Annotated in this window: 5 protein-coding genes; all 5 read right to left on the bottom strand. The window is 61.4% G+C overall.

The genetic code is table 11. From position 1 onward, the window contains the following. Positions 1-137: 137 nt before the first annotated feature. Positions 138-1,883, bottom strand: coding sequence for a type I secretion system permease/ATPase (locus JNB88_RS31470; RefSeq protein ID WP_220358896.1), 1,746 nt, complete (start codon positions 1,881-1,883; stop codon positions 138-140). Between the two features lie 116 nt (positions 1,884-1,999). After that, on the bottom strand, positions 2,000-15,163 hold the full coding sequence (locus JNB88_RS31475) for a peroxidase family protein (protein ID WP_220358897.1): 13,164 nt from the start codon (positions 15,161-15,163) through the stop codon (positions 2,000-2,002). Positions 15,164-15,653: 490 nt separating this feature from the next. Continuing rightward, a complete protein-coding gene (locus JNB88_RS31480) occupies positions 15,654-16,415 on the bottom strand; it encodes an SDR family NAD(P)-dependent oxidoreductase (RefSeq protein ID WP_220358898.1) in 762 nt (253 codons plus the stop codon). Positions 16,416-16,428: 13 nt separating this feature from the next. Next, a complete protein-coding gene (locus tag JNB88_RS31485; protein WP_220358899.1) occupies positions 16,429-17,241 on the bottom strand; it encodes an ABC transporter permease in 813 nt (270 codons plus the stop codon). Next, the gene (locus tag JNB88_RS31490; protein ID WP_037137526.1) at positions 17,241-18,107 is read right to left on the bottom strand and encodes an ABC transporter permease; all 867 of its coding nucleotides are present in this window, start codon (positions 18,105-18,107) and stop codon (positions 17,241-17,243) included. Before JNB88_RS31490 ends, JNB88_RS31485 begins: the two co-directional genes overlap by 1 nt. Positions 18,108-18,140 lie beyond the last annotated feature (33 nt).

An 18,140-nucleotide genomic window follows, 5' to 3' on the forward strand; every position in this document is an offset into this window, starting at 1 on the left:
CAGGATAAGCCGAAAGGCTGGAAGCGTGACTGTTCCTCGATAACCATCTGCATCTCAGTGATCCGTTCCTTCTAAGGATGCGGCACTTTCATGCCACCTCCTATCCCTGCTCAATCCCACCTGTCATCCGCCGGCCGCTATTCGGCGGCGGCGTTGGCTATCCGGTCGCGACCGGCAGCCGGCGGCGTCTTGCCGACGACCAGCGGACGCTTGGCGGCGGGTTGGATGATCTCGTCCTTCGGTCCGAAGGCGGCCAGCCGGCCGTTCTGCACCAGGCCGACCATGTCGACGGCGGCCAGCGCACTCGGGCGATGGGCAACGATGACGACGATGCCGCCGCGCTCGCGCACCTTGGCGATCGCCTTGGTCAGCGCCTCCTCGCCCTCGGCGTCGAGGTTGGAGTTCGGCTCGTCGAGCACCACCAGGAAGGGATCGCCATAGAGGGCGCGGGCCAGGCCGATGCGCTGGCGCTGGCCGGCCGACAGCGCCGTGCCGTGCGGCCCGAGCTCCGTCTGGTAGCCGTCGCGCAGGTGCACGATCATCTCGTGGATGTCGGCGGCCTTGGCCGCACGGATGATCTTGCGCGCATCCGGTGTCTCGGCAAAGCGCGAGATGTTCTCGGCAATCGTCCCCTCCATCAGCGCCACGTCCTGCGGCAGGTAGCCGACATGCTCGCCGAAGAAGGCCTCGTTCCACTGGCTGAGGTCGGCTCCGTCGACCCGGACCGAACCGCGCAGGACCGGCCAGATACCGAGGATCGAGCGCGCCAGCGTCGTCTTGCCGCCACCCGACGGACCGATCAGACCAAGCGCCTGCCCGGCCTTCAGCGTGAAGCTGACTTCGCTCAAGAGCACCGCGCCGCTCGTCGGCGCCACCGTCGTGATGTTGTCGACCGTCAGGCTCTCGTGCGGGGCCGGCAGCTCGACATAGCCGCTCTTGTCGTTCAGCACCGCCAGCGTCTCGTTCAGCCGCTGATGGCTGCGACGCGCACCGACCACGCCCTTCCACTGGGCGATCGCCAGATCGACGGGGGCAAGCGCGCGCGCCGTGACGATCGACGAGGCGATGATCGAACCTGATGACAGGTCGCCGCGGATCGCCAGATAGGCGCCCATGCCGAGGATCGCCGACTGCAGCATCATCCGCAGCACCTTCGACAGTCCAGACAGCGTGCCGCCGATGTCTGACGTCTTCGTCTGACAGTCGAGGTGGCGGCGGTTGGCCTTCTCGAAGCGCTCGACGGCGCGGCCGGTGATCCCCATCGCATGCATGATGTCGCTGTTGCGGGCGTTCGAGTCCGCCACCGAATTGCGCGCCACCGAGGCCTTGATCATCGATTGCGAATGCCGCCGGGTCAAAAGCTCGGCAACGATGGTCAGCACCGTCAGCACCGCCGCGCCACCGACCGTCAGGATCCCCAGCATCGGGTGCAGCAGCCAGACGAATACCAGATAAACAGGCATCCACGGCAGGTCGAACAGCGCCACCGGACCCTGGCTCGACAGGAAGCCGCGCAGCGTGTCGACGTCGCGGCCGCGCTCCATCGCCTCCGAGGTCGAGTAGCCGTAGCGCGGCATCTCGATCACCACCTTGTGGGCAATCGGCGCAAGCTCGGCATCCAGCCGGGCGCCGAGCCTGATCAGGATCTGCGAGCGGATGATGTCGAACATCCCCTGGAACAGGTAGAGGCTGATCGCCAGGATCGACAGCGCCACAAGCGTCGAGATCGAGCCGCTGGTCAGCGCCCGGTCGTAGATCTGCAGCATGTAGAAGGCGCCGGTCAGCGCCAGGATGTTGATGATCCCGGACAGTCCGAACAGATAGACAAGGATGCCGCGCAATCCCGTGATCTTGTACTGCGGCTCGCTCTTCTTCTTCGTCATCGCATGCCCCCACATCAGCGGCGCGGATCCTGGCCATCACCAGGCATCGGATCCTGCGCATTGAACAACAAAGCCCCCGACCGGGATCACCCGGTCGGGGAGGCGCGCTCGTCCCCTCAGGAGACGCCGTTGAAGTCGCTGGCCGTCAGGTTGTAGTTGCCCTTCAGCATCAGCACGAAGTCGGCATCGGTGTTGCTGTCGACATTGGCGTGGATGACGGTGAACTCGTTGCCATCAAGCACCTCATGCGTGACCACAACCTGGCCGGCCGCCGTCAGCGAACCACCCGATGCCAGCGAGAAGTGCTGCACGCCCGCCGCCCCGGTATTGGCGTCGATCGCCGCAAAGTCGATCTTGTCGCCAGGCTGGAAGCCGTGGATCGTGTCACCGTTTGCAGCTCCCGCCGACAGGAAGCGGAAGGTGTCGTTGCCAAGCCCGCCGTCCATGATGTTGACCGCGGCCGTGGCCGTGATCGTATCGTGGCCGGAGCCGGTGACGACGTTCTCGAAGCCGTAGACCACATCCGTCCCGGTTGTGCCTCCGGACACCTGGCCGCGCTGCATGAAGCCGTTGCCGAGGTCCACCGTCAGGTTCGCCGTCGCCACCGCATAATCCAGCGTGTCGTTGCCGTCGCCGCCCCAGTACTGGTCGTCGCCGTCGCCGGCAGACGCGATCACCGTGTCGTTGCCGGCACCGGCCCAGACCTGATCCTCACCGGCGCCGCCCTCGATGAAGTCGTTGCCGCCCTCACCATGGATCATGTCGCGACCGGCATTGCCGAACAGCATGTCGTCACCCGACCCGCCATGCAGCTCGTCATTGCCGTCACCACCGGTGACGCTGTCGTCGCCGTCACCGGCCGTGATCACGTCGTCACCGTCCTCACCCTTGAGGATATCCGACCCGGCATCGCCGACCACGATATCACCGGCACCACCACCAAGGATCGTATCGGCACCACCGGCACCAAGCAGCACATCCGCAGCCACTGTCCCGATCAACGTCCGTGCCGCAACCGGCAACGGCGTTGTGCCGTCGTCATCGTCGTCCCCACCAGACGAGTTGTCGTCATCGCCGCCGGAGGAGTTGTCGTCATCATCGCCGCCGCCCGAGCTGCCGTCGTCGTCGCCATCGTCGTCGTCATCGCCACCCTGGTTCTGATCGTCGTCGCCGCCGCCGTCATCACCGCCGCCATTCTGGCCGTCGTCGTCGCCGTCATCATCGTCATCGCCACCCTGGTTCTGATCGTCGTCGCCGCCGCCGTCATCACCACCGCCATTCTGGCCGTCGTCATCGCCATCGTCGTCGTCATCGCCACCCTGGTTCTGATCGTCGTCGTCGTCGCCATCATCACCGCCGCCATTCTGGCCATCGTCATCGCCGCCGGTGTTGCCGTCATCATCACCGCCGCCCTGGTTTTGGTCGTCGTCATCGTCCTGATCGTCCTGCGGGTTCGTTCCGAAGATATTCTCCGGCAGGTTGGTCAGCCCGGTGTTGCGAGCGATGATTGCGGCGAAGCCCTGCTCCTCGACGATGTCGTAGAAGTCGAGATTTTCCACGCGCTCGAGATAGTAGAGGCGATCGCCTTCCTGGATGCGGTCCAGCTGCTCGTGCAGGATCACCCAGAAGGTCTGCCCAACGACGCCGCCGTTGATGTGCTTTTCTGCAAGGCCGCCAACGAACAGGTCGACACGGTCAATGCCCTTGACCACGCCGGTTCCATCCGGCTGGATCGTGACTTCTATGTTTGGATTGATATCCTTGAATTTCGCGATGTCGCCTGCCTGCAGTACGAGGTCTGGATAAGCCTGACGGAACTGGCTGATGACCGTATCCGACAAGCCGTTGCGGGTCTGGAAGTCTTCCCAGGAGGTATAGGGCGTGAGGTCGCCGGCAAAGCCGACCGCCTCATGCACATAGGGATCGGTCGATGCCAGGAGATCCGCGCGGATCTGGTTCATCGAGCCGAGGCCGACATCCCATTCGCGGGCAACGTCGAAGGCAAACACGTCAGCGCTCGTACGCACCAGATCGTTGCGGACTGCATCGACGATGTTGACGTCGACCTCTTCTGCCGCCTGCACGACACCACCGGCAAGGACGCCGTTGATACCAAGCTGTTCATAGCCCGGCTGCGGCACGTAGCCGGGAGGCAATGGGGCTGTGAACGCGCTGGCGTCGTTCGTCGGGTTGAGGAAGGCGTCGAACAACGCGACCTGGGTCGGATGGCCTTGTGCATCCATCACGGTCAGGTTCTGGCCGATCAACGAGTGACCGAAGCGATAGGCCGCGGTTGCGAATTCGTGCGATACGCGGGCATCGACGTCGGGGTTGTACTCATTGAAGCCATGCTCGCCATCACCCTTCATGCCACCCAGCAGCTTGTCGACAAAGTCGGTGTAGACGACGCGCTGGTATTCGGTCTCGTTGATCACCTTGGCGGCCTGGAAGAGTTCCTCGGCAGTGCCGGTGAAGCCAGCCTCGAGTAGCCCGGCAACATGGAAGTTGTGGTTGCGGGCCCAGATGGTGTGGATTGCCGTAAGGGCGATGTTCTCGTTGGCCCGACCGTCGCCTGCTACATAGTGATCGAGCAGGCTGACGAACGGGTTGGTGTCGAGCAGCAGCGCAAAACCGCTGCCCATGAAATTCGAGCTCATCTGCGGCAACATTGCCTCATTGATGTGGCCGTTTGCATCGACCAGCCCGGCGAAATAGTCGCGGAAGGCCATGTGGCCGCCCGGCAACGAAGCTGCCGTGAAGACCGTGTTGTTGGCCCAGTGGTGCATGATCAGTTCACGCAGGTTGGGCAACAGGTTGAAGTTCGGGTTGGACGGATCGGGCGCACCGGCCAGGAGTCGGCCGCTGAATCCACCGTTGCCGTCGCCTTCCCTGAGGAACTGACCGACGAGCTCATCGGAGCCGTACGCCTGGTTCTGATCGGCGAAGGGCGAGGTCTTGTTGAGGTTCTCCGGAATGCCATTGGCATCGAAGCCGGCCACTGTTCCGCGCGTCAGATCCGCCGGGTTGTCGGTGCCGGGCGTATGTCCGGCGCCCGGTGCACCGATCTGGATCGTACCGTTGCCGCCCTTCGGCAGGAAGTCGAGACCATGGTCGAAGTATTGACCGAAGGCAGTGAACAAGCTGTTGGCATGCTCTGCACTGGGAGCCAGGTTTGCCTCCTGGGCGCCAAGCGCATTGCTGATCGCGCGCGGGTCCAGCCCGTTGAAAAGCGGGTTGATATCGCGGTTGTGAGTGCTGTCGTTGTAATCACCGAAATGCGCATCCGTCAGACGGATGAACGGCTGATCGGCGGACCCGTAGTTTGGGTGCGCGCGATTGTTGCCGGTGCCTTCGAGATCACGGATGCCAACCGCATCGTTATCTTCGCCGCCCTCCAGGCCGTTCACCAGGTTCTTCAGGGCTGTGAGGTCACTGGCAGTCAGATGGAAGGCGCCGTTGCCTGCCGGATCATCGTTGCCTCCTCCGCCGGTGTCACCTCCCCCACCATTATCCCCATTGCCGTTTCCACCGCTACCGCCGCCACTGCCGGCGTCGGCCTCAAAGGTCGGCGTGCCCGCGCTGGCGAACGTGATCGAATGGGTCCCGTTCGACATCGTTGTCATGCCGTTGGCCGTCGTCGACGTGTAGTCGGCCAATGTCGCACCAGGTGCAAGCTTGATCACATCCTGCGGACGCAGGGTGCCAATGATGGTGTCGTGACCACCATTGGAAGTGAAGACGATCCGATGCGCCGACGTCAGCGAAGTAATGTCGACCGTATCGTCACCTGATGAACCATCGATCGTAATCGTGTTGGTGAACAACGTTGTCGCCGCGAAATTGCCGATGACCTGGAAGGTATCGCCACCACCGCCACCGGTGATCTGGATCTCCTCGATGTTGGCAAGTTCGGCGACCACCGCGGTGCCCCGCGTGACCACGATCTCGGTGGCTGCCGCGACAGTGATTCCGGCCGCAATCGCATTGGCACGGGCATAAACCCGGAAGGCTTCCGCGCTTGCGTCGCCTACAATGCGGACGGTGTCTGTATCGCGGCCGCCGTCGATGATGTCACGTCCCTCGGTGGAACCAACGATGATCAGGTCATTGCCGCGATCACCAAGGATCGCATCATTTCCAAGGCCGCCATTGATGGTGTCATCACCACGACCGCCGTCGATGTTGTCGTCCCCGGCCCCACCATTGAGGGTGTCGTTGTCGCGATCACCAAGGATGGTGTCGTCGCCATCGCCGCCGTCGACAGTATCGGCCCCGCGGCCGGCGTCGATTGTGTCATCGCCACCAAGGCCAAGGATCGTGTCATCGCCACGATCGCCGGTAATCGTGTCCGCAAACTCCGTGCCGGTCAAAGTGTCCGCGGCACGCGTGCCAACCAGGGTAACGCCGACGCCGGGTACTAACGGCAGTGCCGAGTAGATCTGCTCGAGCGTTCCGTTGCCATCCTGATAGATGGCACGCACACGCAGGTTAAGTCCGGCCTCCGCATCGGTGACCTTGAAGCTCGTGCCATGGGCACGTTCGACTTCGCCTGCGCCGAAGGTGAGGATGTCCTCATAGACGCCTGTCCCGGGAACAGTTTCGACCTGCCAGAAATAGTCGACCGGTCCGGCAATTGTCCCGGTCGGATTGTTGGTGGTTTCATTGTCGGCATCCGTGATACCGTCCAAGGAAACCGTCAATACCGTACCGGTTGCAGCGGTCTCGACAGGTGTTCCTCCCCCATCGAGGATCGACATCACACCGGAAGGCGCGGCATTCGTGCCGCCGAGGACCAAAGACCCATCGGAGAACTGCAGCCGTTCGATGTTCGTCAACCGATCGGTGCCGTCGGTGCCAACATTGTCCGTCACCGTCGTCACACCGCCGACCGTTGTGACCGAGTAGTCGGCAAGCCTGCCTGAGAACACGGCTGTGTCGAAGGCTGCCGTTCCAGTCAATATCTCGCGAACGACGACGAGTTGGCCGGGATTATAGGTGCCGTTCAGCATGAACGGAACCATGGGTTCCAAGCTGTCGAAGGAGGCGATTTCCGTAGCCGGATCATCGATATTGGTCCGCACGCTGATGCGCACATTCAGGTGCCGGTCGCCATCGATGATGTCGTTGCCGCCGCGGCCCTCTATGATGTCGCTGCCGCCGCCGCCCAGCATGATGTTGCCACCATCGAAGAAGGTCGCGCCGGGGGGAAGCAGTGCCCGCAAGCCATTGATCAGGTCGATGTTGGTCAGCACGCTGCCGGTAGCGCCTGCGGTTGGCAGGGTCGTGGCATCGGAGTCATCGCCGTGGAGAACGTCTCCGAATCTCGAACCGGAGAGACCTTCGACAAAGTCGAAGCGGCTGAGCGAGGTCGATCCTCCCGGCACCGCCGGCTGATCGAAGAAGCGATCGGAGATGTCGATATAGACACCGGTGTCGTTGTATTTGTAGATCGCCCAGTCGTAGCCGGAGCCGCCGATGAAGCGGTCACCCAGGCCGGTCTTGCCGGCCATGATGTCGTCGCCGCCTTCGCCGTTGAACTTGTCGTTCTCGCCGTCGCCGATGAAGACGTCGTTGCCGATGATTGGGTCATTGCCGAGGGGATCGAAATTGTCGCCAGGCGCTCCATCTGAGGTGCCCTTCTCGATCCAGTCGTCGCCTTCGTTGCCCATATCCTGTTCGTTGGCCTTGCTGCCCAGGATAAAGTCGTTGCCTTGGCCGCCAATTGCCTCGGATGCGTCCTCGCCGGTGACGATGAAGTCGCTGCCGAAACCGCCGATGATCAGGTTGACGCCGTTACCGCCATGGAGGACGTCATTGCCGTCGCCACCCTGGATGTTGTCGTCACCGCCCGTGTCAGTGATGATGTCGTCGCCGGATCCGCCCCGAAGCTGGTCGTTGCCGTCGCCGCCATCGATGCGGTCGTTGCCGGCATCACCCCAGACGGTGTCGTCGCCTTCACTCGACAGAATGATATCGTTGCCGTCGGTACCACCGAGAACGACATGCTGGTCTCCGGTGTAGCGGAGATAATTGCTGTCAGGCCCGGCAGTATCCGGGTTGTCGCGAATAACGAGGGGAAGCAAAGGATCGCCGTTTGTCGGGTCGGAATTGCCCGCGATGCCATCAGCTCCCACAACGTTGTCGGCGCTTTCGTCCACCAATGTATTGGGGTCATCAAGCTGAATGCCATCCGGCCCAGCCTCATTCAACCCGGTATGCTGTTTCGTCGGGTCGACCTCGAGCGTGAAGCCAGGGGTCGTGAAGACGACACCAGGAAGATGCGTGGCGGTCGAGTTCGCCATGATCAGTTTGGCGAAGGAATTGCTCTCGAGTTCCGCGTTGAAGCTGAGACCTGCGGTGCGCTCAAGGTAATAGAAGCGGTCGCCATCCTGCAGCTTTTCGAGCTGGTTTTCGAAAATGAAGTTGAAGGTCGAGCCCAGCATGCCACCAAACGGCATCTTTTCCTCGGCGAGACCGCCGATCCAGAGATCGACGTTGTTGAGGCCGCCAAGCGAGCCACCGGCATAGGTGCCGGTCGCGTTCAGGAAGGCGAGGCGATCTGCCTCGTCAGCGGTGAAGATGCGTTCACTGGCTGTGCCGGCGTTGATCGTTGCCGAACCGCCGAGGACGAGGGCCGTCGCCACGGCGCGCTTTTCGGCCATGGTATTGACGTCCGCCGCCAGCAGTTCGGCATGCGTGCCGTAAGCGGCAATAAAGTTGATCAGCGAATCCGGGTGCTTCAGGCTCTGAACCAGATCCGCCCAACTGGTGTAGGGCTTGAGCTGCACCTCGCCGGTTGCCGTAAAGATCTGCCGGCGCACCTCGTTCAGCGATGGAATGCCGGTATCACGACCGCGCGCGATGTTGATCGCGGGAAGATCGAGCGGCAGGCCGAGCAGGTTGTTGCGCAGAGCTTCGGTGACGAACTCGTCGATTTCGTTTCCTACCTGGCGGGTGACGCCGCGGACGATGGCGCTGACTGCCTCTTCCGGATCGGTGCCGCTGGCTGCGAAGGCAAGCGGGTTCAGGAAGGCCGCAATCAGGCCGAGCTGTTGATCCGCGTTGGCGCTGTTTGGATCGCCGACGACATCGAAATTCGGATCGAAGCGGTCGACCGTCTCGGTGAGCATCGAATGACCGAAGCGGTAAACCGTGTGCGCGAACTCTGCGACGATCGACGGATCGAGGTCTACGTCGTAGACTTGGGTTGGCGCGAAGAAGAGATCGACATTCGGCTGGATGGTCCGGGCGAACTCCTCGAAGACCAGATGCTGATACTGCATCTCCGTACCGAATTTAGCGGTCTGGAACAGGCGTTCACCGTTCCATTGCAGGGCCGCGATCTCGTCTGCTGTCGTCGGGAACGTGCCAATGTCTTCGCCCTCTGGCAGGATGATCCACTCCTTCAGGAAGGCGACGTCACCCGACGCCAGCACGGTATTCTTGGTCTGCTCAACCAGGCGGTTATGCTCGGAATGGAAGATCGCGTGGACCGCGGTGAGGCCGATATTCTCGTTCACGCGGCCGTCGCCGGCGATGTAATGCGCGTCGAGAAGCTCATTGTCATACTCGAGATTGTTGCCGCCCGGCCCGAAGGCAACGGCATTGCCGGCATCCGTGTCGGCATCGGGAACAAGGACACCGCCACTGAAGACCGGTACGGCGTTGTGCGCGATGTCGTTGAGGAAGGCGTGGCCGGTGCGTACTGCATCGGTCAGGGAGATCGGCGAAAGCGGATCGCCTTCTACTAGAATGTCGTCAGCGGTTCCGCCAATCCCGTCCAGCCCCTTCATCACGACCTGTGGGAAGCCGTTCGGCCCTTTGATGAAATTGCCGTAGGCGTCGGTCGCCAGCAGCGGCACGTTGTCGTAATCGGCATCGGTGAGATTGATGCCGAGGATGTCGCGTGCCTGGGCCTTGACCACTTTCCAGGTGGCCATGCCGCCGATTTCGGTGTCGTCGGCAGTACCGAACTTTCCGTCGAGGCCCAAATCGCGATTGGTGATCAGACGGCCCGTTGCCACCGGTTCATTATCGGCGTTGAGCTCATAGCCACGTAGGAAGACCTGATGCGATGGATGAGAAGAATAGGTCTGGTTCTGGTCGACGAAAGGCGTGGTGGTGTTCGTGTGCTCATGAATGTCGTCGGCCGTCCCGAGAATCCCGTCCGCACCTGGCTGGTTAGTGGCCCGGGTGAGGACCATGAAGTTTGTTGGACTACCAGGGACAAAGAGCGGATCATCCGGCTGGAGCGGGATGAACACCGTGCCGGAGCCTCCCTTGGTCACGAGGTCGAGACCATGGTCGAAGAACTGACCGAAGAAGGTCATCCAGGCATTGAACGGCGCGGACAGTCCGGCATCAGGGGCGATGTTCGGAATTTCGAAGACCTGCTTGTCATCAGCAGTTCCGAACTGGCCGTCGAGGCCGGGGCTGGTGACGACCGTCAGGCCAAGGCTCTCTGCAACTGCATCGAAGTTGGCTTGCGCTGCCGTGATCGCCGCCTGGTCGGTGCCGGCCTTCGCCGTGTTGAGTGCCTGGTAGGCAGTCGTGACTGCCGCGGAATCCGCCGCAATATTCTCCGATCCGGCATTGCGTAGCGCCGCTGCGATCGCAGCAGGGTTGTTCATGGTCTGGTCGACCACCAGATTGCTGATCGTGCGCGGCTGCGAATCGATGACGAAGGTATCGGTTGTGTCCTGATAGGAGGTGCCACCCTGTGCTGGCTTGAACACAGGTTCGGTCACACGCGGAAAGGTATTGTCGGCCGCCCCGAAGGTTTCGCTCTGGTTATGGTTCAGCAGGTTATTGCCGGAACCATCGACGGTGCGCAGGCCGAGCGGCACACGCACATTTGGCAGCAGCGAGGTCAGTGGCGTACCGAGAGCATTCGCCTCCGCGATCTTGATCTGGTCGAGGATGAAGTTGAGGTCGGAGCGCACCAGCATGATGCCCTCGCCGCCGGCTGTTGCATCGGCGACCTGGATCGGGGCGACTGGTGTGGGAGCTGGAGCCCCCGCAGCGACCGCCACCGTCGGAGCCGAGAACACTGTCTCGGTAACGCCATGGCCGTCTGTGAAGATCGCCTTCACGCGCAGGGACGATCCGACTAGATCGGGGGTGACCCGGAACGTCGTGCCATCGGCGCTCTGGAAAGCCAGATCGCCCAGTGGCAGCAGGATGATGTCTTCGAAGATGCCCGAACCAGGGGTCGCCTCGAACTGCCAGTGATAGGAGATGGAGCCTGGAATAATGCCGTTGACGGCACCGGGCCCGGTGTCAGCGTCGGTTACCCCCGCGATCGAGACTCGCAGGAGCTGTCCTGAGGTCGGTGTGTTGTCGGCTGCGTTGGTTTCTGCGTCAAGGAGGGCGAGCTGGCCGGTCGGGTTGATGTTTTGACCGATGCCGTTCGGAAGCGTCAGGGTCTGATCGGCAAATTGCAGCCGCTCGACATTGACAAGCGTATCGGTGCCATCCGTGCCGACATTGTCGGTGACGGTGGTGATGCCATTGGTTGTCGTGACAGTGTAGTCGGCCCTGTTGCCGGAGAAGATCGCGGTATCGAAGCTGTTATCATCGTCTTTCAGCTCGCGCACCGCCACGAGTTGACCGGGATTCCAGACGCCGTTCAGCATGTTCTGCAGCAGTTGCGGAGCGACCATGCTGTCGAAAGTTGCGATCTCCGCGCCCGTGCCATCGGCATTCGCCCGCACGCTGATGCGCACATTCAGCCACCGGTCACCGTCGATCAGGTCGTCGCCGCCGCGGCCCTCGAGCAGGTCACTGCCGGCGCCGCCGAGCATGATGTTGCCGGTGGCAAAGCCCGCAGGCGAGAGCCCGGCCTGGCTCAAGAGTGCTGATAGCCCGTCGATCAGGGCGACGTTGGTCAGCACGCCGCCCGTGGCACCGCCATGGTTGAGGATCGTGACCGCGTCGACATCGTCGCCGCGCAAGATGTCGGCAAAGCGTGAGCCGGACAGCCCTTCTACCTCGGCAAAGCGGTCGAGGATTGAAGCCGGTGAGGCAGCCACGGGCTGGACAACGCCGGTGTTGGCAGCAGGCGTTTCGCCGTGGGGCTGGGCCAGTGCGGCCAGCGTCAGGTCGACGGTGACGCCCTGGTTGTCGTTCTTGTAGGTAACCCAGTCGAAGCCGGACATGCCGTCCATCTTGTCCTGAGCGTCGCTGCCGACGAAGATGTCGTCGCCGCCTTCACCGATGAATTCGTCGAAGCCGCCACCACCGATGAAAATGTCGTTGCCGATGACGTTGTCAGCCAGTAGGGGTGCAAAGTTGTCGCCAGGGGCGCCGTCCTGCGTGCCTTTCTCGATCCAGTCGTCACCTTCGTTGCCGGTCGGTGGCAGGCTGGTCTTGGCGCTGTAAATGAAGTCGTCACCCTGTCCACCGAAGGTGGTCGAGATATCTTCCATCGTGACGATGTAATCTTTACCAGCGCCGCCCAGAATGAGGTTGCCAGCACCGCCGACCATCATGTTGCCGGCGTGGATGACGTCGTTGCCTTCGCCGCCTTCGAGCCGGTCGTCGCCACCCAGGTCCTGGATGATGTCGTCGCCAGCGCCGCCGAGGATGGTGTCATTGCCATAGCCACCCTCCAGTCGGTCGTTGCCGCCATCGCCATAGAGCGTGTCGTCGCCGTCGCCAGAGATGATGATGTCGTTGCCCTCGGTGCCACCGAGGACGACGTGATCCTCGCCGGTGTAGTGAAGGTAGTTCGTGTCGGCGGTCGCCGTCGCCGGATTATCGCGGATGACGAGCGGAACGACTTCGATGCCATTAATCTCGATGCCGCCGGTCGGATCCGCGCGGCCATCGAGACCGAGCCCGGTGTGTTGTCGGGCTTGATCGACTTCGAGCGTGAAGTTCGGCGTCGTGAAGATCGCGTTCGGCAGGTGCGTCGCATCGCTGTTCAGCATGACCAGCTTGGCGAACGAATTGTTTTCCAGCTCGGCCGCGAAATTCATGCCGGCTGTGCGCGACAGATAGTAGAAGCGGTCGCCGTTCTGCAGCGATTCAAGCTGGGTCTCGAAGACGAAGTTGAACGTCGAGCCAAGCATGCCACCAAACGGCATCTTTTCTTCGGCAAGGCCGCCAATCCAGAAGTCGACATCATTGAGGCCGCCAAGCGAGCCACCGGCAAACGCACCAGTCGCGTTCAGGAAGTCGAGGCGGTCCCCCGGTTCTCCGGCGCCGCCAAGGACGATCAGGGTTGCAGCCGCGCGCTTGCCAGCCAGTGTTGTTGCGCTGGTGATCGACGTATGCGTGCCATAGGCGGCGATGAAGTTGATCAGGGATTCGGCATGCTTCAGATGGCCGGCAAAGTCGGCCCAACTGATGTAGGGCTTGAGCTGGCTGTCGCCGGTCATGGCGAAGAACTCGGCCCGCGCATTGTTGAGCGAGGGAATGCCGGTATCCCGGCCGCGTGCAATGTTCAGTGCCGGCAGGTCGAGTGGCAGGCCGAGCAGGTTGTTACGCAGCGCCTCGGTGACAAATTCGTCGATTTCGTTGCCGACCTGGCGGGTGACGCCACGTACGATCGCACCGGTCGCCTCTTCGGGCGTCACGCCGCTTGCGGCATAGGCCAGCGGATTGAGGAAGGCCGCAATAAGGCCGAGCTGCGGGTCGCCGCCGACGGTGTTGAAGTTAGGGTCGTAGCGATCGACCGTCTCGGTCAGCATCGAATGGCCGAACCGGTAAACCGTGTGGGCGAACTCCGCAAGGATCGCCGGGTTGATCGTGGTGTCATAACCGTTTGGTGCCAGGAATTCATCGACCTGGGGCTGGACAGTGCGGGCGAACTCTTCGAACACCAGATGCTGGTACTGCATTTCGGTGCCGAACTTCGCAGACTGGAACAGGCGTTCGCCATTCCAGTCGAGTGCATCGATTTGGGCCTGCGTCAGCGGGAATGTTGTCGTGTCTGGATCCAGCGGCGTATCGAGCCATTGGTTCAGGAAGGCGACATCGCCAGTCGCCAAGGCTACGTCCTTGGTCTGCTGGACAAGGCGATTGTGTTCCGAGTGGAATACGGCGTGTACGGCAGTAAGGCCGATATTTTCGTTCACACGGCCGTCACCGGCGATGTAATGCGCGTCGAGAAGTTCGTTGTCGTAATCGCCGGCAGCAAGCGGGCCAGTGTTGACGACGCCATCTGCATCTGGGGTCTTGCCAGTCGGATCGGCACTGTGCGCGATGTCGTTGAGGAAGGCATGGCCGGTACGGGCAGCGCCCGCAAGGCTGATCGGAGCATCCGGATTACCCTCGGTGAAGCTGCCGTCGGTCATCATGACCAAGGGGAACCCATTGGGTCCCCGGAAGAAATTGCCATAGGCGTCAACGGCCAGTACTGGCACATTGCCGACATCGGCATCGGTGAGATTGATGCCGAGAATGTCACGCGCCTGCGCCTTGACAACAGCCCAGGTCGCCATGCCGCCAATCTCGAGATCATCAGCCGTTCCGAACCGGCCATCAGCGCCAAGGTCGCGGTTGGTGATCAGTGCGCCGGTCGCCTCCGGATCGCCATTGGCATTCAGCTCATAGGCACGCAGGAACACCTGATGTGAGGCATTCGAGGCGTAGGTCTGGCTCTGGTCGACGAAGGGCGAAGTCGTGTTGGTCGCGGCCTGCCCTCCGGCAGCACGTTGCAGGACCATGAAGTTCAGGGCGCCAGGCGCTGTGCTAAAGAGCGGGTCATCCTCCTTCAATGGAATGAAGACGATTTCGGTCTGGCTCTGGCTCTTGGTCACCAGATCGAGACCATGGTCGAAGAACTGTCCGAAGAAGGTCATCCAGGCGTTGAACGGTGCCGACAGACCCACATCGGGTGTGATGTTTGGAATGAAATTGACGGGGACATCGTCTGCTGTGCCGAAGATCCCATCCAACCCGGGGCTTATGACGGTGCTTGATCCCGGGTTCTGACTAGCTGCGGCCTGCGCTGCCGGGTTGTTATTTGTCTGATCGACGATCAGGTTGCTAATTGTTCGCGGTTCAGAATCAACGACCAGGGCGCCCGGAACAGCGTAGCTGGTGCCCGCCTCCGCCGGTTGAAACGAGGCGTCAGTCAAGCGCGGGAACGCCAGGTCCGCAGCACCGAATTCGGGATGGGCCAGATTGTTGAACGAGCCATCGACTGTCCGCAGCCCGAATGGCAACTGGGCGCTTGGCAAGATGTCAGACAGGCTTTCGCCCGCAGCATTTCGCTCCGCAATAATGATCTGTTGCAAGATGAATTCCAGGTCAGAGCGAATAAATTGTACCATGCCACCCTCCAATAGTTGCCTTGAGCCTTTGACAAAGCTTCGCCCCCGCACGAGTGAAGTGCGTTGCCGACTGGGTACGCTGCCGGAGCTATGTCCAGGACTGTTAGATGGGCCCCCCCGGGCCAATTGTTTGGTGATTATGCGAGTTCGAGCACCTGTACGCGAGTACACTAAGTCGCACGATCAGCGAGACCACAGTCTAGTGGTCGATTGCACTATAGTCGCACTATCTTCGAGTCTTTAGTCTCAGACCAAAGTCTCAGTTTTCCGATCTAGGATGATGGTGTTTCGACACCCAGCAGAACCCTGTAGTGGGCAGCCTCTCTGGTCAACTGCGGTCGCTTTGCCTAGCAGGTACCGAATGTCGGACCCTAGCCCTTGGTGACGTAGGTGGCACGCGCTACCGAACACCGATCGGCTTTGCTCCGTCGTGCATCCAAAGGGCTGCAAATCCGGCGCAGTATTGATAGCCTGCGCCTAAAACTCGAGTTTAGACGATTGTTTCGCCGCCATCGACCACGAGGATTTGTCCAGTCATATAGGAAGACCGGTCTGAAACAAGAAAGAGGATAGGTTCGGCGATTTCGGAAACGTTTGCCCAACGCCCGAGCGGAACCTTTTTTGCGATATAGTCCTCGATCGCAGCGCGCCCGCCCATCTGGGCTATGAATGGCTCATTGAACGGCGTATCGACCCAACCGGGGCAGAGTGCATTGACGCGAACGCCGAACCTCGCATAGTCGCCGGCCATCTGCCGGGTCATAGCGATGACTGCGTGCTTGGTCGTCGTATAGGCAATCATCTCGCGGTCGTAGAGCACACCTGAAGACGAAGAGGTATTGAGGATCACGCCCTTTCCTGCGTTTTTCATGATGGGCATGACAAAGCGCGACGCCATGAAATGCGCCCGGACATTGAGGCTCCACGACTTTTCGAACCCTTCCACAGGCACTTCCTCCAGGTCGCCAGCGACCTGTGCTCCTGCGTGATTGTGCAGAATATCGATGCGTCCACATCGTGCCGCGACAGACAAAATGCCATTTTCCAGCGCTTTGTCGTCGGTGACGTCGACCGGAAGGCTTTCGGCACTCCCTCCCGTCTCGACGATCTGGCGAACCGTTTCTTCTGCATTGGCGAGATTAGTGTCCGCGACGACAATATGGGCACCCTCGCGCGCCATGATCAGTGCACCTGCCCGGCCAATACCCGAGCCCGCCCCGGTGATGATTGCAACGCGATCCTTGAGTATCATGACATCTCCCCGGTCAGTTTGTCGTTGTCTTTTCGCGCATCAGGAAGCGCGCGATGAGAATGAGGACGAGTGATGCGATCAAGACCATCGTCGCGATCGCATTTATTTCCGGCGTCACGCCGCGGCGGATCGAAGCGAAGACGTAGATCGGCAGCGTTGTGTTCGATCCGGCGACGAAGAAGGCAATGATGAAATCGTCGAAGGAGAAGGTGAACGCGAGCAGAAAGCCGGCGAGAATGGACGGCATGATCTGCGGTAGCACGATCTGCCGGAAGGTCGTGAGCGGCGTCGCATAGAGATCGCTCGATGCCTCAACGATGTCACGTCCGAGGCTGGCGATGCGCGCTTTGACGATCATCGTCACCAGCGCCATGGTGAAGAGCCCATGGGCCGCGATGATCGATCCGTATCCAAGTGCCAACCTCGGCGGCTGATCGCCCGGCCAGATCGCGGCGATGGCTGGGTTGATAAAACCGAAGACCTCGACCAGTGCCACCAGCGTCGCGATGCCGATGACGACGCCCGGTACCACGATGGCAGCAGCGAACAGCCCGTCGAAAAGAGCGCGCATCCTGGCACTCAGCCGCTCCATGCCGATGGCCGCCATCGTCCCGAAGATCGCGGCCAGTGCCGCGCTGGTAAAGGCGATGATCAGGCTGTTCTGCAAAGCATCCATCAGGAATGTGTTGGAGAGTGCCCGCCCGTACCACTGCGTCGAGAAGCCCACAAACTCGCTGGCATTGCGCCCAGAGTTGAAGGAAAACAACACGACCAGTGCGATTGGCGTGTAGAGAAAGAGATAGACGAAGGTAACCAGCGCGCGCATCAGACGAGATCCACCTGACGCGTGCCGGCGACGCGCCAGGCGATGCGCATGGCGACCAGCAGGATGATGACGACGACTGCGACCAGCGTCACCGCAATCGCCGAGCCGAACGGCCAGTTACGCGATTGCAGGAAGAGATCGACCAGTGCATTGCCAATGAAGAACACCTTGCCGCCGCCGAGCAACTGCGGGATCAGATACTCGCCGAGCAGCAGGATCGTCACAAGCGCCACTCCGGTCATCACACCGGGCAGCGACAGTGGCAGAGTAATGCCGAAGAACGTCGAGACCGGCTTGGCGCCGAGATCGGCGGACGCCTCCAAAAGGCGCTGGTCGAGTTTCTCAAGACTGACATAGATCGGCATGATCATGAGCGGCAGGTAGCCATAGACGATCCCCAAAAGCACGGCCCCGGGTGTATTGATCAGTCTGACATTCTCGATGCCGAAGAATTCCAGAAGATGGGGGATACCGCGGGCGCCGAGCAGGTACATCCAGGCATAGGTGCGCACGAGAAGGCTTGTCCAGAAGGGAACGACGACAAGCGAGACCAGCAGCAGACGCCGCTTCGGACTTGCCTTGACCGCCAGATAATAGGCAACCGGATAGGCGACCAGTAGACAGGCTGCAGCACCGATCGGTGCCAGGATCAGCGTATTGACGAAAGCGGCGGACCTGGAGCCCAGATTGGCGAACTGCGCAAAGGTGAATGCCGCCTGGTAGCCGCCCTCCGGCGCCCGTTCGCCGAAGGCGAAGATGATGATGGCGATGAAGGGAAGCACCAGGAAGACGAACAGCCAGATGCTGGCCGGCCCGACAAGGGCAGCAGTGACGAGGCGCCGTTTCGTGGCAAGGGTCAGGGGCATGCGTCTTCTTTTCCGAAAGTCCGTGAGGCGGTC

The organism is Rhizobium cauense, from assembly GCF_019511525.1.
In the GTDB taxonomy this organism is placed as follows: domain Bacteria; phylum Pseudomonadota; class Alphaproteobacteria; order Rhizobiales; family Rhizobiaceae; genus Rhizobium; species Rhizobium cauense.